The sequence below is a fragment of the Curtobacterium sp. 1310 genome (assembly GCF_017834105.1).
GTDB lineage: Bacteria > Actinomycetota > Actinomycetes > Actinomycetales > Microbacteriaceae > Curtobacterium.
In genome coordinates this window covers 111,871-136,877 of the sequence record NZ_JAFICY010000005.1, presented here as the reverse complement: position 1 = coordinate 136,877, position 25,007 = coordinate 111,871, and the positions used below count along the sequence as shown (strand labels likewise).

Annotated in this window: 12 protein-coding genes; 3 read left to right on the top strand and 9 right to left on the bottom strand. The window is 70.5% G+C overall.

Translation table 11 applies throughout. The features are described 5' to 3' along the window. Positions 1–118: 118 nt before the first annotated feature. The 3 genes from JOD95_RS13285 to JOD95_RS13275 are packed head-to-tail and all read right to left on the bottom strand — an operon-like array spanning position 119 to position 8,734. A complete protein-coding gene (locus JOD95_RS13285) occupies positions 119–4,456 on the bottom strand; it encodes an FtsK/SpoIIIE domain-containing protein (protein ID WP_209685408.1) in 4,338 nt (1,445 codons plus the stop codon). A gap of 55 nt (positions 4,457–4,511) precedes the next feature. Then, entirely contained in the window at positions 4,512–5,954 is a 1,443-nt protein-coding gene (locus tag JOD95_RS13280; protein WP_209685407.1) for a hypothetical protein, read from the bottom strand. Further along, on the bottom strand, positions 5,951–8,734 hold the full coding sequence (locus tag JOD95_RS13275) for a hypothetical protein (protein WP_209685405.1): 2,784 nt from the start codon (positions 8,732–8,734) through the stop codon (positions 5,951–5,953). The genes JOD95_RS13280 and JOD95_RS13275 overlap by 4 nt, the downstream gene beginning before the upstream one ends. 276 nt (positions 8,735–9,010) lie before the next feature. Here JOD95_RS13275 and JOD95_RS13270 point away from each other — a divergent pair, with 276 nt between their 5' ends. Continuing rightward, positions 9,011–9,976, top strand: a complete 966-nt coding sequence (locus tag JOD95_RS13270; RefSeq protein WP_209685403.1) for a hypothetical protein — start codon at positions 9,011–9,013, stop codon at positions 9,974–9,976. Between the two features lie 135 nt (positions 9,977–10,111). Here the strand turns inward: JOD95_RS13270 and JOD95_RS16985 are convergent, their stop codons facing one another. The 6 genes from JOD95_RS16985 to JOD95_RS13240 all read right to left on the bottom strand — a co-directional run bounded on the left by JOD95_RS16985 (position 10,112) and on the right by JOD95_RS13240 (position 21,394). Further along, the gene (locus JOD95_RS16985) at positions 10,112–11,140 is read right to left on the bottom strand and encodes a DUF3592 domain-containing protein (protein WP_209685401.1); all 1,029 of its coding nucleotides are present in this window, start codon (positions 11,138–11,140) and stop codon (positions 10,112–10,114) included. Positions 11,141–11,166: 26 nt separating this feature from the next. After that, complete coding sequence (locus JOD95_RS13260; protein ID WP_066656727.1) at positions 11,167–11,841, bottom strand: hypothetical protein; 675 nt, start codon at positions 11,839–11,841, stop codon at positions 11,167–11,169. A 2,029-nt stretch (positions 11,842–13,870) separates the two neighbouring features. After that, positions 13,871–14,332: a hypothetical protein gene (locus JOD95_RS13255; protein WP_209685399.1), complete on the bottom strand. Its 462-nt coding sequence runs from the start codon at positions 14,330–14,332 to the stop codon at positions 13,871–13,873. Positions 14,333–15,236: 904 nt separating this feature from the next. Then, a complete protein-coding gene (locus JOD95_RS13250; RefSeq protein WP_209685398.1) occupies positions 15,237–15,671 on the bottom strand; it encodes a hypothetical protein in 435 nt (144 codons plus the stop codon). A 23-nt stretch (positions 15,672–15,694) separates the two neighbouring features. After that, positions 15,695–20,998 carry a DUF6531 domain-containing protein gene (locus JOD95_RS13245; RefSeq protein WP_209685396.1) on the bottom strand — a complete coding sequence of 1,768 codons (5,304 nt, stop codon included), beginning with the start codon at positions 20,996–20,998 and terminating at the stop codon, positions 15,695–15,697. A 114-nt stretch (positions 20,999–21,112) separates the two neighbouring features. After that, complete coding sequence (locus JOD95_RS13240) at positions 21,113–21,394, bottom strand: hypothetical protein (protein ID WP_058740961.1); 282 nt, start codon at positions 21,392–21,394, stop codon at positions 21,113–21,115. 252 nt (positions 21,395–21,646) lie between these two features. On the opposite strand from JOD95_RS13240, the gene JOD95_RS13235 reads away from it, so the two are divergent. Together JOD95_RS13235 and JOD95_RS13230 are read left to right on the top strand one after the other, a co-directional pair. Further along, entirely contained in the window at positions 21,647–23,812 is a 2,166-nt protein-coding gene (locus tag JOD95_RS13235) for an RNA degradosome polyphosphate kinase (protein ID WP_066656733.1), read from the top strand. Then, positions 23,809–24,756: an NUDIX domain-containing protein gene (locus JOD95_RS13230; RefSeq protein ID WP_066656734.1), complete on the top strand. Its 948-nt coding sequence runs from the start codon at positions 23,809–23,811 to the stop codon at positions 24,754–24,756. Before JOD95_RS13235 ends, JOD95_RS13230 begins: the two co-directional genes overlap by 4 nt. The last annotated feature ends 251 nt before the right edge of the window (positions 24,757–25,007 follow it).

The following is a 25,007-nucleotide window of genomic DNA, read 5'->3' as shown; positions in this document are numbered from 1 at the left end:
TCCGCCGGACGGGAGGTGCGTGGCGGCGGTGTGCCGTGCCTCCCGGTCGCGGACCCGCCGGACGGGAGGCACGTGGCGGCGGTGCGGTGTGCCTCCCGTCCGGTGGTGGTCGCGCCGGTCAGGCGCCGGCGGCGGCCGTCTGGACGAGCCGGACCGCACCGCCCGATGCGGCGTAGCCGCGGCCGACGGTCAGCGCGACGGGGGCCCGTCTCGGCAGCGTGACACCGAGCAGTTCGCCGTCGTAGTCGACGTCGGGCTGCAGCAGCACGCCGCAGCGGGACTTCCGGACCGATCGCGTCCAGTGGCTGTAGAGCGATCGGAGGTCGGCGGACCGGCCGGCCGCGACCACGCACAGGCCCGGCCGTTCGGAGGACAGCAGCGAGGCGATCGACTGGTCGGCGTCGTCGAAGCGTTCGGCGTCGTCGACGAGCAGCAGGACCGGGCCCCGCTCCAGGCGGAGGCCGGCCAGCAGGGCGGGGACCTCGTCCGCACCGACCGCGAGGCGGTCGAACACACCGTCGGCGAGCGGGGACCGGCGGTCGCAGACCGCCCACACGGCGGGGCGGACGCCCTCGGCGGACCGTGCCAGGTCGGCGAGGGCGAGGAGCACCGTCGACTTGCCGGAGCGCGCCGGGCCGGCGACGAGCACGTGCTCGCCGTCGTAGACCTCGAGCGCCGCGGTGCCGAGGTCGTCCTCCGCGATGCCGACCGGCAGGCGCCACGGCTCGGTGTCGAAACGGGCCGGGGTCCGGAGGTCCTGCACCCGGACCGCATCGGGCAGACGTCCCACGGCGCTCGTCTTCGCCGCGGCGTCCGGCCACGCCGCGGCGACCTCGGCGACGGCTCCGGCGAGGGGCACCGACGGCGTCGCGACGTGGCTCTGCAGCTTCGTCGTCGAGTCGATGTACCGACCCGGCACGGGCGGCGGGACGTCCTTCGGACGGACCCCGATGGACGCGTAGTCGTACGGGTCGGCCAGGCGGAACATCCACTTCTGGGTCGTGACCTCGTCCATGGCGGACGGGACGGCCTTCGCCCGCGTCGTGGAGACGGCGAAGGAGATCCCCAGCGCCGGCCCCTCGGCGTAGACGCGGTACAGGGCGTCGAGGAGCTGCTGGCCCTCGAAGTCCTGGTACTCGTCGCGGAGTGCGGCGAGGCCATCGATGAGGACGACGGCTCGACGTCCGCCGGGGCTCGCACGACGGCGTTCGAGGTCGGCGCGCAGGTGTCGGAGGAAGCGGGCCTGCAGCTCGCCCGCCCCGGCGCCGGACCCGACGTAGGCCGTCGTGTGCGGCAGCTGCGCGAGCGGTGCCAGGTCCCCCGGTCCCATGTCCAGGACGAGGAGGTCGAGGTCGTCGGGGCTCGTCGTCCGCGCGAGACGCAGGGCCAGGGCGGACAGGGCGGTGCTCGTGCCGCTGCCCGGGATGCCCATCAGGACGAGGTTGCCCTCGTCGAGGTCCCAGCCGCCGGCGACCTGGCGCTGGTGGTCGGGGTCGTCGGCGAGCGCGACGGGCACGAAGCGGCGGGCACCGTCGGACGGTTCCGGGACGTCTGCCAGGTCGACCCGGGCTCCCAGCGCCTCGGGCCAGATGGGGCGGGGTGCCGCGTACCCGGCGGCGTCGTTCGCGGCGCGGATCGCCTCGATGAGGACGTCGAGGTCGGTGTCGTCCGACGCACTCGGCCCGGGTGCGGGCGCCGGTGCCGGGACGCCGAACACGTCGGTCGGGCGGACGGAGACCGGCTGCTCGACCCGTTCGTCGCGCGCGCGGCCGGTGACCAGGGCGGTCTGCACCGGGGTGATGTCGTCCTGCCCGAGCTTCACGTAGGCGCGGCCGGTCTGCTGGCGGCCGATGCCCGCCGCGGCGGGCACGCCGATGACGTTCGTCGAGTCCTCGCGGCTCTGCACGCGGAGCGCCACCCGGAGGTTCGTGTTCGCGAGGATGTCCTCGCTCACGACGCCGGCCGGCCGCTGGGTGGCCAGCACCATGTGCACGCCGAGCGTCCGGCCGACCGCAGCGATCGCGACGAGCGAGGTCAGGACGTCCGGGAACTCCTTCGCGAGCATGGCGAACTCGTCGACGACGAAGAGCAGGCGCGGCATCGGCTCGGTCGGCCGTGTCGCCAGGTAGGCGTCGAGGTTGTCGATGTCGGCGCCGGCCGTCGCGAAGACCCGCTGACGACGCTCGAGCTCGGCCTCGAGCGCGCGGATGGCTCGGTCTGCCAGCTGCTCGTCGAGGTTGCTGATCGTGCCGATGGTGTGCGGCAGCCGCTCGCAGGCGGCGAAGGCGGCGCCGCCCTTGAAGTCGACGAGGAGGAAGTTGAGCCGGGTGGGGTCGTTCCGGGCCGCGAGGCCGGCGACGAACGAGCGGAGGAACTCGCTCTTGCCGGAACCCGTGGTCCCACCGACCAGGCCGTGGGGGCCGTCGCGCACCAGGTCGATCTCCAGGAGACCGGACTCCGAGGAACCGACCGGGGTCGAGGTACCGGTGCTGGTCTGCCAGAGGGTCCGGATGCCCTCGGCGGTGGTCGTGTCGACGGCGGCGGCACCGTGGCCTGCGCCCGGGGCGGTGGCGCGGGCGGTGCCGCCAGGGGCCGCGGCGCGGGCGGTGCCGCCAGGGCTCGCGGCGCTCCGCGCGAGGAGTTCGGGCAGGCGGACGAGCGACGGCAGCGATGCACCGGGCACCGTGAGTTCGGGGTCGTCGAAGTGGGCGACGGCGCGGGCGGCGCGCTCCGCCGTGGCCGGGGTGAGGCCCGCGAGCACGACGTCCTCGACCCGCGTGCGGTCCTCGGGGCGGTAGACCGTCGCGGCCGCGTCCGCACCGACCGTGACGATGGACGTGCAGGCGGCGGGCAGCTGCTGCTCGTTCGTCGCGATGACGATGCCGCTCACCCGCTGGCGCCGCTCCCCCGGGCGCAGCGACACACCGGGGACCGCGCGGCCCTGGCCGAGCAGGCTGCGTGCCGGGGCGTCGCGGCCCTCGGTGAGGACGTCGGAGTCCACGACGACGAGCAGGTTCGGCGTGGGCAGCTCGTCGAGCGACTCCTGCAGCCCACGCAGGACGGCGGCGCTCTGGTCGCGCTGCGCCGACATCCACCGGGCGCCGGTGCTGCTGCCCGCGACGCGCGTGTGCGGCAGCCAGGAGGCCCAGGACCAGTCGTCCTCGCGGCCCGCGTCGCAGAACACCCCGACCGTCAGGTCCGCGGGTCCGCAGTGCACGGTCGCCTGCGCCAGCAGGCTGCGGGCCAGGGCGAGCGCACCGTCGCGGTCACCGACGATGCCGACGACGCCGGCGTCCGACAGGTCGGCGACGACCGGCGCCGCCGTGAGCCGGCTGTCCGCGATCGCGGCCTTCGCCTCGTCCTCGAGCTTCGACGACGCCGCCCGCTGGTCGACCTCGGGACGCCACGGCGCGTCACCGGTGCCGGCGTGCAGGCTGAGGAAGTCGTCGTCGTCCGACCGACGCTGCCACAGGTCGGTGGTGGGGACGAGCGCTCGACGCACGACGGTCGCCGGGTCGGGCACGAGGTCCTGCCGGCGGGCTGCCTCGACGGCCGCGGCCGCGGCGATCTCGCCGCGGAAGGTCTCGACCGCCTCGGTGAAGCGCGTCTCCTCCTCCTTCAGGTTCTTCGCCCGGCGGTGCTTCTGCTCGAACCACATGCCGATCGCGGTCACGGGGCTGAGCAGCGCGAACAGTGCGAAGCGGGCGTCCCCGAGCAGGAGCACCATCGCCCCGGCGAGCACGAGCGGAGCCGCCACCGTGATCCAGCTGAACTTCGACGCCGGGGCGACGTCCCTGCGCGTCGGCGGGGACACCGGCTCGGTGTCGGTGAGCCGTCCCGGCCGGGGCGGTCGGTTGAACGGCGCCGTGGCGGCCGGCGTGAGGTTGGGCAACGTGCCCGCTGCCGGCACGGTCGTCTCCGGCAGCTCCGGACGGAGCAGCAGGACCGCGCCGCCCACGATGACGCTCGTGGTCCCGGTCAGCAGGACGCCCTCGTCGTCGATGCGCTCCCCCGCGATGACCGTGCCGTTCGTCGACCCGGAGTCGCGCACCCGGACACCGTCGTCCTCGCGCTCCACGGTGCAGTGCTCCCAGGACGCGCTCTCGGTGGGGAGCACGACGTCCGCCTGCGGAGCGCGTCCGACGACGAGCCGACGGCTGCGCGGCACCGGGACGACGACGCCCGCCCCGAGGCCGCCCGCCAGGGTCACGCTCCACCCGTCGACGGCGCGCGGTGGCTCCTCGGTGGTGCGGGCGACCCGGGACCCTTCGAGGAGCACCAGGTCGCGCAACGGGGTGTCGGAGCTCGTCCGGTGACCGTCGACCGCCAGGGGTGTGCCGGGGTCGAGCGGGGTGCCGAGCGACGCCGCGACGAGGTCTCCCAGCGTGGAGGACTCCGCCCACCCGTCGGCCTCGATCGTCTCGCGGCGGTCGTCGAGCTCGATCAGCAGGCGCATGGGCGGTCCTCCCTGGGCGTGGTGCGGCGGTGCGGGTGGTGCAGGTGGGACGGGGTCAGTCGGTCGAGTCGGAGAACCAGACGAGCGCGGGCGTGGCCCCGTCGTCCTCGGTCGCAGCGGCGGGGCGGAGCCCGAGGTCCTGCGCGGAGGCGGCGAGCACGCCGGCGGGATCGCCGAGGGCCTGTCGCGAGCCGAAGTCGAGTGCCGGGCCTGCGAGGCCGTCTCCGGCCCCGAGGTCGAGCCGGGCCAACGCGTCCGACACCGCGGTGGCGTCCGTGCTCCGGGCCGTCCCGACGGCCGTCACGAGCGCCACGACGGCGTCGTGGCTGCGGGCGTCGGCCACGGTCGCCACCGAGGCGAACGACCGGTCGCCGGTGAGGTTCTTCGCGTCCGCGTCGTCGGCGAGGACCCGCACGCCGCCGAGGAACGCCGACATGGCGCGGCCCTCGGCGTCCGAGGACAGGGCACGGGCGTCGTCGGTCTCGACCCCGACGGTGCGGAAGGCGCCGCTGAGGCTGCCGCCCGCCTGGGCGAGCGCAGCCGCGAAGGCGGGGCTGGTGGCCTCGGGGGTCAGGACGACCGGAGCGGTGACGTTGGCCTCCTGGAGGGCGGCGACGAGCGCTCCCTGTCGTCCGGCCGGACCGCTGACGACCACGGCGTCGGAGTCGGGTGCCGCCTGCTCGTCCCCGTCCTGCTCGGCTCCGGCCTGCTCGGCTGCAGCCTGGTCGTCGGCCGTCGTGGCGTCGGTGGAGCCCGCCGCCGCGCCGGTGCGCTGCGCGACGGTGGTGGCGAGAGCGCCGAGGTCGGGTGCGCTCGTCGCGTCGACGACGTGGGCGAACCGCACTCCGGACGGCGCTCCGCCGCCCAGGTCGACGAGCAGCGGCGACGCGGCGTCGCCGAGCGCGTCCTGCAGTGCCGTCGCGACGGACTCCGTCGACGGCGCGGTCGACCAGGCGTCGTCCGCGCCGGCCGCGTACGGTGCGACGACCGGGATGCCGGCGTCGGCCGCCGCGGTGAACGCCCCACGGACGTGGTCGCCGGACGTGGCCACGACGATGCCCGAGACGCCGTCGGACGCGAGGGCCTCGACGGCCTTCCGTGCGCCGTCGGCGGACCCGCCGTCGTTCTTCGTCACGAGTTGCACGTCCGTGCCGCCGAGCTCCAGGCGACGCTGCGCCACCAGGGCACCCTGCGCGGCGTCGTCCCACTGGGCGCCCTCGCCGTCACCGAGGGTGACCACGACGCCGATCTTCGTGCCGTCGGGGACGTGGGCGACACTGATCGGCACCGGTGCCGTCGCGGAGACCGCCTCGGCCGGGGTCGAGGCCGAGACACGCACCGCGAGCAGCGCGGTGACGACGGCGGCGACCACGAGGACGGCCACCGCGACGATGATCGCGGTGCGGCGGCGCTTCCGGGTCCGGGCGGCGTCGGGCGCTGCGGTCTCCGCGGGCTCCGCTGCGGCCGCCTCGGTCGAGTGGTCCTGCACGTGGCTCATCGCTCGGCTCCGATCCGGAAGGCGTAGAGCGTCGTCGACGTCGCGCCGGACGGAACGTCGAGACGGAAGGCGGGGAGCTTCGCCGCCCGGTCGAGCGAGGCGCGGAACTGCTGCTGCTGCAGGAGGATGCCCGCGACGTCCTCGGCACGGACGTTGGCGTAGCCGGAGGCGTTCTGCGAGGCGAGGGCGAGCTGGTAGTCGGCGGAGTCGGACTTCGCCGCGCTCGTGGCCATCGCGCCGAGGATGCCGGAGCCGTTGACCTCGCGGTCGCCGAGGTCGAGCATCACGCGGTTGAGGTCGCCGGTGAGCAGCGTGCTGGCGCCCTCGACGTCGCGGACCGAGGCGCTGGTGCTCGCGTCGATGCGCTGGAGGCTCGCCGCGGTCTGCTCGTCCACGGACGAGGCGAGGCTGCTGCTCTGCTCCTGCAGCGAGCCCTTCTGCTCGTCGATGGTGCCCTTCGAGTCGCTCGTGACCTCGCCCGAGGTGGTGCGCAGGCCGGCGATCGACTTGTCGAACGCGTCGACGACGGCTTCTCGGCTCGTGCCGGCGGTGTCGCTGACCTTGCGCACCTGCTCGTCGATGAGGGCCTGCACCTGCTTGCCCGAGTCGTCCGACGCCTGCTGGAACGCCTCGCGCACGGCGTCCTGCAGCTTCGCCTGCTGGTCACGCACCTGCTGGAGCTGGTCGTTGACGACAGCGCCCGACTCGATCGCTGGGTCCAGCAGGGCTTGCAGGCCCGTGACCGACTGGTCGACCGACCCGCTGTCGTCCCGGATCGCCTCACGCAGGTCACGCACACCGGGCTCGAGCGCGTCGACAGCAGCGGCGAGGTCGCGCACGGCGGGCCCGACACCGCTGGCGGCCGAGAGATCGGTACCGGTGACGACGTCGTCCCACGCCGCCGCCTGCTCGTCGAGCCGCTCGTCCATCGGGGTCGAGAAGCCGAAGCCGGGGCGGAGCGTCGTGCCCTCGGGCTGATCCGTTCCCGGGCAGGGCTCCGCGGTGAGGTAACCCCGCAGGGTGTCGACCTGGTCCTGGTCGAGGTCCCCCGGGCTGAGGACGCCCGGTCGGGCGAGCTGGCACAGGCGATCGGCGAGCGCCCGGTTCTGCGCCTGCAGGGTCGACTTCCCGAACAGGCCGGAATCGTCGAGGTCCCCGACCTCCGCACGCGCGGCGACGGCGCGCCGGTGCACGCTGGTGACGGCCTCCTGCACCGGTCGCACCGACGCGTTGGTGGTGGTGACGAGCGCGTCGAGTGCTCGCAGCTTCTCGCCGACCGTGCCGTCCTCGTCGCTCGCGATGTCCTGCAGCGCCTCGGAGATCTGCTGCAGATCCCCGTTCAGGTCGTCCGACTGCTCGATCGCCTTCTTCGCGAGGTCCGGGTTCAGCCCGTCCGCGAGCTGCTGCCCCTTGCTGACCAGGCCGATCAGCGAGGTGTTGACGGCAGCCGACGATTCCCAGAGCGCGCAGGTCAACGAACCACGGGCCTCCTCGGCGGCGCAGGCCGTGGCATCCGGAGAGGTCGGCCCCACCGAGGTCGCGAGCTGCGCGCTCACCTGCTGCTTGCACGCCTCGCTCGCGTCGGCGTAGCCCTCGAGCTGCGCGGACACGCGCAGCAGGTTCCCGTAGACGCTCGAGCCCGCTGCACCGGTCTGCGGGACCGCGTTGCATCCCTCACCGTCGAGCACCGCCTTCGGCGCCGTCGCCGACGTGTCCCCGAGCAGCGCGTCGAGGCTGCCCGTCGTCTGCTGCAGCTGCTGCAGCACCGTCGACTGCGTCGCCTGCACGGTCGAGCCGAGGTCACCGTTCAGCGAACCGAGCTCACCCGACAGCGACTGCATCGTGCTCGCGAGCGACGCGCTGCTCTCCTGCAGCCGCTCCGCCGTCCGCACACCGAGGGTCTCGGACGTCGACTCGAGGTTCGTGCGGACCTCGGTGATGGTCCCGCCGGCACGGGCGAGGACCTCGTTGACCTGCGCGATGAGGTCGATCGTCCGACGCTGCAGGGCGAGCTCGGAGTCCGTCTCGGACCCGAACGCCCCGTTCATCACGCCGCTGGTCGACAGGTCGGTCGTCAGCCCGGGCTGCGCCGCGACGTCGATGGCGGGCGTCGAGAAGTCACGGACGTCGGCGACGAGGTGCAGCGTGCTGCTCGCTCCCGACGTCGGCGGCGCCAGCAGCCGGCCCCACTGCACGACTGCGTCACCGGAGGCGTTGGTGCTCACGACGCCGTCGGTGGACGCGCCGCCGTCGACGGACTCGGTCACGATGCGGTCCGGTGCGACCCCGTCGAGGACGGTCGACGCGGCGACGCTGAACGGTGCGCCGACCAGCGCCGGCGTGGAACGGGAGGCCCCTGCGACGTCGTACGACAGGTTCTGCGACCGGACCGTGAGGTTCTCGACGGTGACGTCGATCTCGACGCGACCCGAGTACCCGTCGAGGTCGGCGAGGTCGGTCCCGGAGCGCTTGTCGGTCGTGTACTGCGTGGTGATCCGGAGCGGCAGGTCCCCCGCCGCGTCCTGCACGTCGTGGTCGACGGTCTTCGAGGACGAGCGCTCTCCGGCGACCGAGATCGTCGTGTCCGAGATCGCGTTCACGGCGCCGTTCGTCGTGAGCGTCGTGTCCACCGTCTGCAGCACGCGTGACGGATCCGTCACCTGGTCCTGGTCGGCGGTGCACCCGGCGAGCACCAGCGCGAGTGCGCCCGTGACGGCCACCACTCCCGCGATGCGGCTCCCCTGCCGGTTCCCGGTTCCCCCGGCGCGCGTCAACATCACGATCGTCCCCCTCAAGAATCGACTGCGTGGTCGATCCTAGCCGCTGAAATACCGTGAGGTTCCGTCCTCCACAGGAGGAGACCACCCCCGTTCGAGCCACAGCACGGCGACATGCGAACTTGCGGGGCCTGCTGGAATTGATACTCTGCACAACGCACCCTGGGGGGATCACCGAACACCATCCGGTGGTCGGGGATGCATGATCGAGTGGTCGACCGTCCCGAACGTGGCGGTCGACCACTCGGTCCAGGGGCCGCAGCACGAGGGGGACGACACATGTGGATCACGATCACGTCCGTGGGGATCGCGATGGTGGCGGCGTTCGTCATCACGAGATCCGTGACGGCGGCGACCAAGCACAGCGACCGACGCCGGCGCGAGCGTGGGGAGCCGCTGCCGAACGAGGGCGGCGCGCTCGTCACCGTGCGCCTGCGGACCTTCCAGTGGGTGCTCATCCGCGTGGTCGCCATCATCTTCCTCCTGGGCGGAGCCCTGCTGGCGCTCGGCGCCGCCACGACGATCTCGACCGGTGTCGAACCCAGCCTCGTCGTCATGGCGATCGTCCTCCTGCTGGCAGGCATCGGAGGCATCGTGCTCTCCCGCTCGATGCGCCGGACTCGGGTGCTCGCGATGGAGGACCACCTGCTGGTCCGCCAGGGCCTCCACCAGGAGCGTCGCGTCGACCTGGCCGAGATTGCGGCGGTGCTACCGATCGCGAACCAGTACGGCGGCCTGCAGGCACGTGACGCGACCGGGAAGCGCCTCTTCTCCGTCATGGGCCTGGCCCGCGGCTACGCAGAGCTCGAGGCGTACCTGCAGGAGCGCGTCGTCCGTCCCCGCGCGACGGCCCAAGCAGCGCTCCGACCGAACGGCGTCCCCATCCCACCCTGGCGCGGTATCGCGTGCAGCGCCGACTGGACCACCGCCCCGCTCGGTCCCGGCGGTCGCCTGCGTCCGGTGATCCGACTGTTCGTCGGTGGCGACGTCGTCGCGCTGCACCCCGGAGAGGTCCGCGCTCTCATCGACGGCAGGACAGGGGTCGTCGAATCCGACTCGCAGCCCCTCGCGTTCCTCGCCAGCCCTGCGCTCGTCGCCCCGACGTCGCTCGGGGGTCGGCAGCTGGCCGGTCTGCCGCCGGAGAGCCTCGCGCTCCTGTACGACGCGCAGGAAGCACCGGCAGTCGTCCTGCGCGACAGCGATGCCGTCACCTTCCGCGCGTGGGTGAACGGGCTCCCGCGCTGACCGCCGGCGGCTGGTCCCACGATCCGGCCTGGAGGCGCGGTGCGGCTCCGACGGACGACCGGCTCCGACGGACGACCGGCTCCGACGGGTGATCGTCTCGCTCTGTCGCCGACTGCTCCTGTCGGGGTTGCGTGATCACTCGGCCGGCGTGCGCGGCTCCCGGGGCGACCGCGCGACGCTCGGCGGGTGAGCTCCGGCGCGGTGGGCTGCTGCGACACCGTCGGCCCGCCGTCGAGCCCGCCGCCGAGCGGCGAGCACCTGTCGTCGGGCCTTCCCCCACCGCCGGGTGCGCCTGGTCCGGATCCTCCGCGTGACGCCCTCGACCGTCTGCACCGCGAGGAGCGGCGCCCCGACGGCCAGCAGCGGCAGTGCGGTGAACGCGGAGCCGCGACCTCGATCGACCCTTCCGATAAACATCTCGCGGAGTTCAGCCGACCGGATGCCCACCTTGGTCGGGTCGTTCGGATCCACCATGACGCGCACACGCTCCCCGACGCGGTAGTAGTCCTGGTCGTTCGTCACCGTGTACTCGTCGAGCGCCGTCTCGTACTCGACACCCTCGAACGACCGCCGCGTGACCGGCGTGTACTCAGTCCGACCGCGTCCCTTGTAGCCCGTGAAGTGTGCACGCTCGACGTGGACGACCTCGCCGGTGACGACCACACCGGACCGCCGGAGTGCATCGTCGTAGCGCAGCGCTTCATCGCCCTCGCTGTGCAGGAGCGCCCCCATCGCGGCGACGCAGAACGCCCCCATGCACAGCATGATCGGGCCGAGCTCGCGCAGCCACTCCCCGCCGGCCGTGCGCAGCCCGCGGCCCGCCGTCTCCTTGCGCCGCCGAGGCCCGACGTCCGGGAACAGCACCCTGGCGAGGAACGCGCCGGCGAGCACCGCGGGCAGCCACCCGTACTGCAGCGGCCCCCAGTCCGACGCATGCTCGACGAGGACGCCGAGCACCACGAAGCTCCCGAGGAACAGCACCGTCGGCACGAGGCAGCCCGCCGCCCCGACGCGGACGAGCGCCGCGCCGTAGGCGAGCCCGAAGACGGAGACGATCGCGAACGCCCAGACCGGGACGTCGAAGTGCGCGACCTCGATCCACGCACTGCTGGTCAGGGCCACCGCCACGAGCAGCGCGTGGAAGACCCGGCGTGCTGGGGTCACCGCGCGTCAGTCCTCCCGCTCGGGTGTCAGCAGTCGGCGGTGGTGACCGCGAAGTCGATCGTGCGGTCAGTGCCCTCGAAGACGTACGAGTAGCGCATCACGATCGCCTTCGACAGCAGGTCGCGCGACTCCTTCTTCTGGCAGACGTTCGACACGACCGACGACTTGAGGTCCGCCGCGGTCAGGCTCGCCGGATCGACCGAGGAGTCGATCGTGTAGGCGTAGTCGAGCTCCGCGCCGTCCGCCGTCACGCCGTCCCACCGCGTGACCTCGTCGAGTTCGAGCGGGAACGTGTAGTTCTCGTTGACCTGCTTCGCCGCTTCGGTCGCGAGCGCCGACGGCGACGGCTCGGCGTTGGCGTTGAAGAGCGCGCGGACGCCCACGGAGGCACCGACAGCGGCGAGGACGGACACGACCGGGATGAGGATGCGGAGCGCGACGCTCTTCCCCTTCTTCTCCGGGGTCGGCGGCTGCCAAGCGGGGACACCCGCGCCGGTACCGGCGTAGGGCTGCTGCTGGTACCCGGGCGTCTGCTGGTCCGGCTGCCCGAAGCCGGGTGCCTGCTGCTGGTTCGGCTGCCAGTCGCCGGGCGCCTGCTGGTTCGGCTGCTGGCTCGGCTGCTGGAACCCGGGCGTTTGCTGGTCCGGCTGCACGTTGTTCGGCTGCCAGTCGCCGGGCTGCCCGTTGTTCGGCGTCGTCATGATGGTCCTTCGCGGTCAGCACTCGCGCGCCGGACGTCCCCGAAGTTCCGTGCTCCGGCCGCCCCGCGGCCGGTAGTACACGCCCCCTCGAGCGCCGGCGCCCCCTGTGCGCGGTACTCGATGTCAGGCGCCAGCACTACCGGCGCCTGCATCCAACGTATCAGGCTGGGGTTCCGACCCTGCCCCCGGTCCCTCACGGTCAATCGCGGCAGCGCCACCGCACCGAGTCGCATCGCCTACGCAAGCCGCCCAGGCCCATGTCAGCAGTTCCTCTGTCACGAAGGAGGCCACAACCGCGGGTAGGACCGGGGCTGCTGCCATGAAGACGACGAGTCGGCCCTCGCGATCAAAGCTCGCCGAGGTCCTTCCGAGGCCTGTCAAACCTGCTCTGCTCAACAGCGTGTCGCCGCGAGAGAATCCGGGTCGGCGGAAGCGGTACCGCAACTGCGCGTCGGTCACATTGACGAGCCACTTCCGTCAGCACGTCGTTGACCCGCCAGATGTCGACTGTGTGATCGTCGGCACCGATCCTGGATACGTACGGAGGAGGTGACGGGCGCGCCGTAGACGAATGGGTTCTCCTCGATGATCGCTCGCCGTCATCCCGTCCAGGTTCGCAACCAATCACGCCAGCGCGACTGCGTAGTCAAGCGGAACAGACGATCAAGAGCGCCCTTGTACCTGGTTGTCGCCTCGTCATCAGCCTTCCCTCCGCCATCGGTCAACACGACACCAAGTGGACCTCCAGCCCCAGCCGAGACCGACTCGTGTATTGCCCGGATCAGCGCTGCTCGTTCAGTCCCCACGTCGTTCCTGAGCGCCCGCGCCTGTTGTTCATACCAGCGAGCGGCCTCGTCATGGCGTGCTCCACGCAGGTAACCGCTGACCTCTTCGCAAAGCCGGGACACCTCCTCGTCATTCGTGCTCATAGGTCCTCCGATCACGGCACCTGCGACCAGTATCGGGTCCGAAGGGCCCTTGGAACGAGCGCTCCGCCAACCTGCGATTTGCCCAAGCGAAATCTCGCGGCAACTTCGTCACTGTTCTCACTCGTGATCCCGTCCCGAAGGACGAGGTGATCACAATTCGCGCGGTCTGAATGTCAACCTGATCGGCGAAGGACCCAATACCCGTTGCTAAGCACGTTCCGAACGCTCTTAATATCTCGCCTCGAGCGCACTATTCAGCCTCCGCGCGTCCTCAACGAGGGCAACAAAGCGCTCGGAAATTTCGATGTCTGGAGTACCGTCGTCCCACCTCCCGGTCGACCAGACTCCTTAGATGTCCAGGTTCTCGACGACCCAGGGTAGGACCTTACATCCGCTTGTACCCTCGAACCTCGGGGACCGTCCCGAGAATCGATAACAGCGGTCGCAGAATCAAAGAACCTTCGCCCAGCGTAATCCGGTACGTATTGCCCACCTGGAATTTCGCGGCAATCTCGTCACTGTTCTCACTCGTGATCCCGTCCCGGAGGACCAGGTGACCACAATTCGAGGTTTGAATTTCGACCTGATCAGTGAAGGACCCAATACCTCGACCCGAGTGCGTCGAAACTGCTGAGGCCTTCGCGCTCGAGATCCTGCAGTCGAGAGCGACAGGATGCTCTTTGTCGTAGGACGCAATCCATCCTCGTCCGAAGAAAAAGAATGCCACCACGGCCAGGATGAGCGCGATCGCTACCGCAAAGATGGTTCGGCCCCTGACGGCTGATTCCCTTCGACGCCGGCGCAGCTCCAGGCGCCAGCCTACTGTGTGTCACGGGTCCACCTCGCTACACGGACTGCGTCACCCTTGGCCGAGTCGCTCCGAACAGCAGCAATACTATGGTGATCCCCATGACCGGACGCTTCTCCCTCGCCGCGACAGGCCACCTCCCAGTCATTCGGACGCCGCTCCTCCCGCCTCCACCATATTCGAATATCAGGTCTTCACTCAATTGACTCATTGTGACGCCGAGAGTCACACGCCATCTCGGCTGAGGCGCTCGGTCCACCTTCAAAGCCTCCTCGGGCTGAGATGATGAGGATCAATCCGCCTTGCTGTAGTCCTGCACCACGGGTGCGACCTTCAAAAGACTGAGCACCGCCCGGAGCTTGAACGAACCTTCTCCGACATGGAAGCGGTACGGCGTTCCCGGGGACACGGAGGCAGCGATCGATCTCATGTTCTGACGCGTCACGCCATCCTGGTAAAGAAGGTTGCCACACCGCGTGTCGAACGAGACCTGCGCCTGCGATCCTCCTGCACCTTTCGTCGAACGAGATGACATAATCTCGCCTTTAGCAGCCGCGACATAGCAGGTAATCATGATCATATGGCGCTGGTCATATCTACTCATTATCGAAGGACCGAACACGAAGGTCACGATCGGGAGAATGATGAACACCAGCAGCATCAGTACGCCGACGACGCGGTTGCGGGCTACCTGAGCCCTCAACTTCCTTTGAGGCTCAACCAATTCTTGTTCCTTCGACCCAAGGGCGGCCATCGATCCGGCCTCATCCTACGTGCCGCCCCGTTCGCGAGTGCACGTCAGGACCCTCGGCCCCACCGATGAATTCACTGACGAACGACCGGCCGATATTGTCCCCCGAGGTGTCCCCTCCGGGCCGGATTGGCTCATTGACGATGCTGCTGAGCCCTCCAGCAACTGAGTCGAAGGCGTTCGTAGCCAAAGCATTGGCGGTTTGCGTGCCCGCGCTGAGCCCCGACGAAGCAATGTGAAGTCCCGCGTTCGAGGAGAAGTACTTCGCAAGGTCCGTTTTTTTGGATCATTGCCGAACCAAGTTTCGGCGAGAGAACGCTTGAGGTAGCACTGAACCCCGCCCCCGTTGCGGCTCCGGTCCCAGCCGCAGCAAAGTATCCCCCAGCGTCACCGCTCCAGCCAGTGTTGACTCCGTAGTCTGCGGCGTTCGATCCCGCTCCTTGGACAGCACTCGAGATTCCCGATTGACCCGCCTGCCCGAAACTCGCGAGCTGCCCGCTCGAGCGAGAATGTTGACGCTCGATCGAGCCATCGCAGGTACTGCCTTCGACAGTCCGAATGACGTGGCGCCTCCAAGAGCACCGGCTGCCCCGCCGATGAGTGTGTCAACTCCCACCGCGCCCCCAGTCGACTCTGCCGTCCTTGCCCTTGTTCGACTGGATCGACATGCCCCCGGCCAACGCGGCGCCCCCTCCAGCCGCCACGGCTATGGCCACAAGAGGCCCTATCAGCACGTACGCGAGCACCTTGGAAGCAGCCCTACCAGCAAAGAGGAGAGGGATCAGAGTGCCGACAACGACGAGCACTCCGCAAGCGATCAGCACCCCGAGGCTGCCGGACGCCGCCACCGTCACGTCTGGGTCGGCTCCGCGTGTTCGTCACGGTCCGTCAGGCGCTCCCGCGCGCATCAGCTGCCGTTGAGGACGTCGAACCTGTAGGCAGTCGGTGACACGCCAAAAAGTGCAAGTTGGGCGCGAAGTCGGTATGCCGCATCGCCGACATTGAAACGCACGAGGTCGGCATCTGACAGTTCCTTCGCGACGGCATCCGCGTTCGAGGAATTGATGCCGTCTTGGAGCAGGATCTTGCCACACTGCTCGGTCACGACAACGACCTGAGGCCCCGACGCACCGCCCCCCTTGAACGAGCCGCTCGATTCCGTTCCGGTGACGGCGCTACGGACGGTGCACGTGATCGGCATCCGATGCGAGTCGTCGTACGCCGTGATCCCGACGGGTATCACAAAGAAGAGCAGCCCTGGAACGACGAACAGCAGCAATACGATGGCGATCCCGACGACAGGACGCTTCTTCCTCGCCGCAGTAGTCGACTTCCCGGTCATGCGAACACCGTACCTTCCGGCTCTCACCATCTCCGATGGACCCCGACCGTCGGGCCGTCACCACCCTGCGCTGCGCCGGTCGTGAAGGTCTGGATGATGTTTCCGAGCGAGGGGTCGCCGCCAGGCCGGATCGCTTCGTTCACCTCGGACGACACGACGCCGACACCGCTCGAGACGGCGTTGCCTGCTATCTCCCTTCCGACCGTGGACGTGATCCCGAAACTGTTGACGAATGATCCTGAGAGACGTCCCGTAGCGATGCTGGACGCTGCTCCGGTGCCGAACCCTGTCGCGGCTGCCGTTGCGTACCCGAGCGGGTTCTTGTCCTTGATCTCGTCGTTGAAGTAGTAGTCCCCGACGTTGTTGACAGCGCCTGAGGTTCCAGACGCAATCGCGCCACGGCCTGCGGACGAGAACGCTTGAGACGCCACACCCCTGGCACCTGACCCGAGCGCGAGCGAAGCGGCCGGCGCGGCCTTCGCGAGACCTATCGCCGCGCCGCCACCGGCGGCACCGGCCGCTGCGCCGACGAGTGTGTCCTGACCGACCTTGCCCCAGTCGACGCGCCCGTCCGGTCCTCGGTTCTTCTTGATGGAGAATCCTCCGGCCAACGCTGCTCCAGATCCTGCTGCGACAGCGAGTGCAACAACGGGTCCCAGAGGGGTGAACATAGCGCCGACCGCCAGGACGACGCCGACACCGATGGCAATGTTCGAGATCAGCTCGGAGTTCTCGTCAGCCCAGTTCCGGACTGCGCCGATGACGCCCTGGTTCGCATCCCGGTACGCCGCAAGGTCCTCATCCGTCGCCGGTCGGAGCCCCAGGGGGTCGATCGCGTGCATCGGGTCGTTCCCGGCGTACGAGTACGGATTACCCGCCCACGCCGCACCGAGCACGGGCTCCAGCGGGTCCGTCGACAGGAAGCCTCGCGCCACGGGGTCGTACACGCGCGCCCCGAGCCACTCCAGCCCGGCGATCGACAGCCCTCCGGCAGCGGTGAGCGCGACACCAGTGGGCAGGGCCGGCCCCTTGACCGAAGCGAGCACCGCCCATGGGTCCGAAGCGTCCGTGGAACGAGCGCTCCGCCAGCCTGCGATCGACCAGGCATCACCCACGGCGATCGCGCCGCCCGGCAGGTCGAGCACGCTCTCCCCGCCGATCGTCACCATTGCGGGCAGCGGCGCAGCAGAGTCCCACCACACCTCGGCTCCGCCGACCTCAGCGAGCTCGCCGAGCACGTCGGTCCACATCTCGAACCGGCCGGTCTCGCCGTACGAGCGATCGCGCGACACGACGGCGGTCAGGGACCCGAGGTCGGACCAGGCGTACTCCTCAGTCGACCCGTCGGCGTTGGTGCGACGTACCCGTCGACCGAGTCCGTCGTACAGGTACTCCGTCCGCTCCCCGCTCCGGACGGACGCGACGAGCTGCCCGGCCGCGTCGTACTCGAAGGTCGTCTCGGCATCGTTGACGACCTCGCGGAGCAGCCGCCCGCCGTCGCTGTACTCCCACGCGGAGTCGCCCGCGCGGACGAGCTGCCCGGCGTCGTCGTACGCGTACTCGACACGACTGTCCGGCCCGTCGAGCGCGACGATCCGGCCATGGGCGTCGCGCTCGATGCTGGTGACGGTCGCACCCTCGGGCGTCGTCGTCGTGTGGGCGACCAGGGCGCCGCGCTCGTACGACCACGACTGGACGACGTCGCCGGTGGACGCCTGGACGATCCGCCCGGCTGCGTCGTAGGCGAAGGTCGCCGCGGCGAGCCCCTGTCGCTCGACGGCGACGGCGCGGCCCGCTGCATCACGGCGCCACTCGGTCCGTGTACCCGTGGCATCGGTTCGCGCCGTCCGGTTGCCGTCGGCGTCGTACTCCCACCGCACGGAACGCCCACCGCGGCTCCGTCGAACGAGGAGCCCGCGGCGGTCGTACTCGAGCTCGTGGTCGACCGTCCGACCCGCTCCACGGGTGTGGTCGGTGACGACGACGGTGCGGTCGACGGCGTCGCGTCGGGTCTCGCTCACCAGCTGACCGTCGACCAGGACCTTCGTCGAGCGGCCGGCAGCGTCGAAGGTCCAGCTGGTGGTGCGCCCCTCAGGGTCGGTCTGCTCCACCTGGCGACCGGCCGCGTCGTACCGCGCCGTCGTCTCACGGCCGAGCGGGTCGACGACCGCGACCACGCGGTCTGCTCCGTCGTACCGGCGCCGCGTGACACCGCCGGCGGGGTCCGTGACCTCGGTGAGCCGGCCCCGCTCGTCGTAGGCGAAGCGGGTGGCGCCCCCGAGCCCGTCGACGGCCTCGACGAGCTGCCCTGCAGCGTCGTAGCGGAACCGTCGGTGACCGAAGCGTGCGTCGTGGCTGGAGACGAGCCTCCCGGCCCGTTCGTAGCGGTACCGGCTCGTACCGGATCCCGCCGTAGTCCGCACGACCACGCGGCCGACCGCGTCGTAGGTGGTCTCCTCGACCTCGCCGGTGGGCAACGTGCGGGCGACGACGCGGGAGTCCGCGTCGTACGTGAGTGTCGTCCGCGCCCCCGTTGCGTCCGCGGCCGCGGACAGGCGCCCGCAAGCGTCGTACTCGTAGGTCGAGCGGGCGCCGGACGGACTGACGATCGCCGTCACCCGCCCGCCCAGGTCGCGCTCGATGCGCGTCAGGCCGCCTTCGCCGTCGACGAGTTCGACGGGCCGACCAGCTGCGTCGTACGTCACCAGCTCGGAACCGGTCTCGTCACTCGTCTGCTCGACGGGTCGCCCGAACTCATCGAAGCGGACAGTGGTCGCGGAGAACGCATCACGCAGGGTCGCGACGCCGGTCGCGACGTCCCGTGCGACCTCCTGCCGGACGCCGGTCGGGTCGACGGTCGCGGCGAGGCCGCCGTTGACGTCGTACTCGCGCCGCCACGTCGCGCCCGTCGGGTCGGTGACGGCCTGGAGGCGCGACAACCCGTCGTGCGCGAACGTCCAGACCGCGTCACCCGGCAGGGCGAGCGCGGCGACGTTCCCCTGGTCGTCGAACGTCCGCGTTACCCGCCGACCCAGGGGGTCGACGGTGGTCGCCAGCTCGCCGCTCGCCGCGTACTCGAAGGTGGTGCGGGCACCGAGTGGATCGGTGATCGATGCGACGCGCCCACCGGCCGTGTGCTCGTACCGCCAGACCGCTCCGTCGGCGTCGCGGCGCTCGACGAGGAGCCCCGCGGCGTCCCAGCGGTACTCGGTCCGGGCGCCGGACGGGCTGACCGCGGCGACCGGACGACCGGCCGCGTCACGCTCGATCCGGGCGGTGTCCCCGACCGCGTTCGTGGTCGCCACCAGCTCGCCGAACTCGTCGTGCGCGAGGTCGAGGACGACCCCGGTCGGGTCGACCACGTGGGTGAGGACCCCGTCCGTCCACGTGAGCTCGGTGCGGCCGCCGACCGGATCGACGATGACGGACGGGTCGCGGTCGTCGCCGCGGTACTCGTAGGACACGACCGCACCGGCCTCGGTGACGACGGTGGTCACCCGGTCCTGGTCGTCGTAGCCGTAGGTGACGTCACCGCCGGAGGGGGTCACCGTCCGGGTCTTCCGACCGCGGTCGTCGTAGGCGTGCACGGTGACGGAGCCGTCACGCTCAGTGGTCGACACCAGGTTGCCGTGTCGGTCGTAGCTCATCGACTGCCGTCGGTCGTCGGAGTCGATGACCCCGACGAGCCGACCCTTGGCGTCGGCGATGTAGGAGTTCGCGCGCGAGCCGTCGTGGTCGGACACGACCGTGACGCGACCGGGCAGGTAGGCGAAGCGCACCGCTCGGCCTTGCGGGCTGACCTGTTCGACCACGCGGCGCTGGTCGTCGTAGGTGTTGTCGACCTCGACGACCCCGGCAGCCGATGTCACGGTGACGATGAGGTCGTCGTCGTTCCATCCGTAGCGGCGGGTACCGACGGGGTCGGTCACGCTGACGAGCCGCCCGTGGTCGTCGTAGCCGTACTCGACCCGCCGGCTGTCGGACGCCCGGAGGACCGCGACGCGCCCGTCCACGTGCTCGATCTCGACCCAGCGGCCGCGTTCGTGCTCGAGGCGGACGACGAGGTCGTCGGCGTCGCGGACGACCCGGACCGCCGTTCCGATTCCGCCGCGCTGCCCGGTCCAGAGACCGGACGGGGTGAAGTCGATCCGGACCCCGGCGTTGTCGCGCACGACGAGCAGGTCGCCCTCTGCGGCGAGCCAGCGGTTCTCGCCGACCCCGCGGTCCCAGCCCTCGCCGGAACGCGGGAAGCGGATCTGACGGCCGTCGGCGCCGACGAACGTCGCACCCTCGTCGTCGAGGAGCAGGCGCGTCTCGAGGACCGAGGACCAGCCCGGGCCGAAGATCCCGACGTGCTCGTCGAGCGAGTTGTACATGCGGGTGACCTCGAGCGAGGCCGAGGCGCCGCTGAACCCGAGGTCGAGCTCCGGTTCGAGGAAGTTGCCGGTCGTGGTGTTGACCGGGTCCATGGAGAAGCCCGTCGTGGGCTGGGCGCCGTACGCCGACGGCGGCTCGAACTGCAGGTCCTGGCGGGTCTCGGAGACCCCGGCGGCTGCGAGCGCCGCGGCGAGCGCGGAGTCCGCGACCGTCGAGACGTTGCCCTCGCCGCCGGCCGCGGTGAAGGCATCCGCGACGGTGTCGGCCCAGGTGGCGTCCTGGCTGTTCGCCTGCAGCCACTTGTCGAACGCGTTCACCAGTCCGCCCGCGTCGATGTGACCCCACGAGCAACGCGCGGCGAACTCGGCGAGCTTGCCCCGCAGCTGCGCCGGCTTCCCTTCGAGCGCCTGGTCGAGAGAACGCGTGCCGGTAGCGAACGCACGGAGATCAGCCGGGCGCGCTGACGAGGTACCACCGCCGCCACCACCGCCCGAGCCGGGGGTCGGTGTGTCGCGCGCGGAGCTCGGGCCGCCTGCGGGACGGAACGTCGGAGCTGCCTCGTGGTGGACCTCCGGCGGCTGGGGTGCACCGTGCAACCTGTCGCCGAGCCACTCGATGAAGTTCCGGTCCTCGTGCTCCTCGTACCAGTCGCGGGCCTTCTTGCGGCGTGCGTTCTCGCGCTCGGCCGCCTCCTTCATCTGCTGCACCCATGTCGCGACGGTCCGCAGGTTGTCGGCGATGGTCCTGCCGTCGTTGTGCGCCTTGTCCGAGTTGCTCGCGAACAGGTCGGAGAAGTGCCCGCGGAACTCCTGCGCCGCGGTGGTCACGTAGGACGTGCGGCTCCCGCTCTGTCCGTCGATGGACTCAGCAGAACCGTTCAGCGCGTGGATCAGCGCATCAGCCGTCGCGTTGTCGAACTCGACGGGCTCGTTGCCGTGCAGGTCGGCCATGGTGCATCCCCCGGATGTGTCGCAGCTCGTTCTGGTCGTTCTCGTGGTGCGGTCGGCCCCCCGACCGCGAACGCCCGGCCCACCGAGACGGCGGACCGGGCGTGGGGTGGGTGCTTACGCGCCGCCACCCGCGGTGAAGATGTCCTGCGAGATCTTGTCGAGCTGCGTGCGGAGCTGCTCGAGCTCGGTCTTCGCCTTGTCGAGGGCAGCCTTGGTCTCGGGCCAGGTCGACCCCCGGAACGTCGAGGCGAGCGGGCCGTCCCACACGTTCGAGTCGGACAGGATGCGCCCCTGGGCGTCGAGCTGCGAGATCTGGTCCGTGAAGCCGCCGTTCACGATGGACTGGATCTGTCGGATGGCGGACTTCGCCTGCTCGGTGGAAAGGACACGCGACATGGTCAACCTCATTCTCTTCGTACCTGCACCCCCGCGCAGTGGAATCCCCCCGGAGGCCTGAACGCCGCCCACCATACCCGCGAAGCCCGGCAATGTCACCGTCCGTATATCGTGACGTTTCCTCCCCCACTTCGAGGGGTACGACCGGCGCGACAGGCAGACGCCCCTGCACAGGCGGGTCGTTCACGCTCGGTTTCCACAGCGGCCACCTGTGCTCCTCCGGGCAGCGGGGGCTGGTGGCAGGATGTCGGCATGGACACCGAACCGCAGCTCGACGGCGAATCCGTCGCTCCCGACCTCGACGACTTCGACGAGGTCGTCGAGATCGAGCACGAGTCGCTGCCCTCGGACCGCTACTTCGACCGCGAGCTGAGCTGGCTCCGCTTCAACCAGCGCGTGCTCGAGCTGGGTGAGGACCGCACGCAGCCACTCCTCGAGCGCGCCAACTTCCTGGCGATCTTCGCGTCCAACCTCGACGAGTTCTTCATGGTGCGCGTCGCGGGCCTCAAGCGTCGCATCGACACCGGGATCGCGGTCCCGACCAACGTCGGGCGAGCACCGAGCGACGTGCTGCGCGACATCGCGGCGAAGGCGCACGAGCTCCAGGACCGGCACGCCGCCGCCTTCATCGAGTCGTTGAAGCCCGACCTCGACGCCGCGGGCATCCACGTCGAGCACTGGTCCGACCTCGACGAGGCCGACCGGCTGCGCATGCGTGAGTACTTCAACGAGCGGATCTTCCCGGTGCTCATGCCGCTCGCGGTCGACCCGGCGCACCCCTTCCCCTACATCTCCGGGCTGTCGTTGAACCTCGCCGTCCGGGTCCGCAACCCCAAGTCCCAGCGGCAGGAGTTCGCGCGCCTCAAGGTGCCGCAGAACTTCTCCCGCTTCATCGCGCTGCCCGACGACGGGTCCGGGCGCATGCGCTTCATCCCGCTCGAGGACCTCATCGCGAACCACCTCGACGACCTGTTCCCGGGGATGGAGGTCCTCGAGCACCACGTCTTCCGCGTCACCCGCAACGAGGACGTCGAGATCGAGGAGGACGAGGCCGAGAACCTCATCCAGGCGCTCGAGCGCGAGCTGCTCCGTCGCCGCTTCGGCCCGCCGATCCGTCTCGAGATCACCGAGGACATGGACCCGGTGACCCTCGACCTGCTCGTGCGCGAGCTCGACATCACCGAGCAGGAGGTCTTCCGGCTGCCGTCGCCGCTCGACCTCGGTGGGCTGTTCGAGATCGCGAAGATCGCCCGCCCGGACCTCCACTACCCGCGCCACGTCCCGACGACGCCGGTGCAGTTCCAGCCGGGTGAGCCGAACACGAAGCCCGACCTGTTCCGCGCCATCGCCTCGCGCGACGTCCTCGTGCACCACCCGTACGAGTCCTTCGCGACGAGCGTGCAGGCGTTCCTCGAGCAGGCGGCCGCCGACCCGAACGTCCTGGCGATCAAGCAGACGCTCTACCGCACCTCCGGCGACAGCCCGATCGTCGAGGCCCTGATCGACGCCGCCGCCGCGGGCAAGCAGGTCCTGGCCCTGGTCGAGATCAAGGCGCGGTTCGACGAGCAGAACAACATCACCTGGGCGCGCAAGCTCGAGAAGGCCGGTGTGCACGTCGTCTACGGCCTGGTCGGACTGAAGACGCACTCGAAGCTCGTGCTCGTCATCCGGCAGGAGGGTGGCACGCTCAAGCACTACAGCCACATCGGTACCGGCAACTACAACCCGAAGACGTCCCGCATCTACGAGGACATGGGGCTGTTCACCGCGGACGACACGGTGGGCAAGGACCTCACCCGCCTGTTCAACGAGCTGTCGGGCTACGCGATCGAGAAGAAGTTCAAGCGCCTGCTCGTCGCGCCGCTGCACCTGCGCAAGGGGCTGGTGAAGCGCATCCAGACCGAAGCCGCGAACGCCCGCGCCGGCAAGCCGTCCGGCATCCGGATCAAGGTCAACTCGATGGTCGACGAGCAGATCATCGACGCCCTCTACCTGGCGAGCCAGGCCGGTGTGCCCGTCGACGTGTGGGTGCGCGGCATCTGCTCGCTGAAGCCGGGCATCGAAGGCGTCAGCGAGACGATCCGCGTCCGGAGCGTCGTCGGCCGGTACCTCGAGCACTCGCGGGCGTTCACGTTCCACAACGACGGCGACCCGCTGGTGTTCATCGGCTCGGCGGACATGATGCACCGCAACCTCGACCGTCGCGTCGAGGCCCTGGTCCGGCTCACCGACCCGGCACACGTGGCCGAGGTCGAGGAGATGTTCGACCTGGCGATGGCGGAGACGACGAGCTCGTGGCACCTCGAGTCCGACGGCGAGTGGACGCGCCGCTCCACCGACCCGGACGGCCGCCCGCTCGACGACGTGCAGAATGTGCTCATGCGGAAGATCTCGGCCCGGAAGCGTTCGGCTCGGTGAGCGGCGGCCCCACGGGGCCCGTCGTCGCGGCGGGCGCGGTCGTCTGGCGTGAACGGGACGGAGTACCGCTGGTGCTCCTCGTCCACCGGGACCACCACCAGGACGTCTCCCTGCCCAAGGGCAAGGTCGACCCCGGCGAGAGCATCCCGACGACCGCCGTCCGGGAGATCGACGAGGAGACCGGGTACCGCGTGCACCTCGGGGCGCCGCTCGGCACGGCGGAGTACGTGCTCCCGAGCGGTCGCGACAAGGTCGTGCACTACTGGGCCGCCCGCGTCGGCTCGAAGGAGTACGACCGCGCGGGCAAGTTCCGTCCGAACGACGAGGTCGCCGCGATCGAGTGGGTGACCGTCGACCAGGCACGGGCACGGCTCACGTACGAGCGCGACGTGGCGATCCTCGACCGGTTCGCCGACCGCGTCGCCGCCGGTGAGCACCGGACCTTCGCGCTGATCGCCCTCCGGCACGCGAAGACCGTGCCCGGTTCGGACTGGGACGGCCCCGACGCCACCCGCCCGCTGCTGCCGGTCGGACGGTCCCAGGCCAAGGCCGTCGCAGCACCCGTCGCGGCGTTCGGTCCGAAGAAGATCGTCAGCAGTACGGCGGCGCGGTGCCTCGCGACCGTCGAGCCGCTCTCCGCGCGCACGAAGGTCGGTGTCTCCAGCACGACGGACATCAGCCAGGACGCCCACGACCGCGGAGCCGCAGACGTCAAGGGCGTCGTGCAGAAGCGGATCGCGAAGGCCAAGTCCGCGGTGCTCTGCTCCCACGGTCCGGTGCTGCCGGACATCATCGCCCGCATCGCCTCCGCGACCGCGGACGACCGTCGTCGCTTCGACCTGCGCCGCGCCGCGATGCTCTCGGTGGGGGACTTCGCCGTGCTCCACATCGCGGGCGAGAAGCTCGTCGCCGTCGAGACGCACCGCAACACCGTCCCGGCCTGAGTCGACCGGGGCGGAGACGACCGTCCGCTCGGTGAACACCAGGCCGAGAACCGAGGCGGTGGTGAGCCGCGCCTCCAGGCCGGGCTCCGCGACGGTCGTGAGCCGCGCCTCCGGACAGTCCACGACGAAGACCCTTCGGACCAGCGCTCGGCGCGGCGATCCGACCCGCGCCGCCGCCGCGTGAACCGATGCACCTGCATGGGTCTCACCCACGCACGGTGACCCGATCCTGCACCCACCACGGCTCGGTC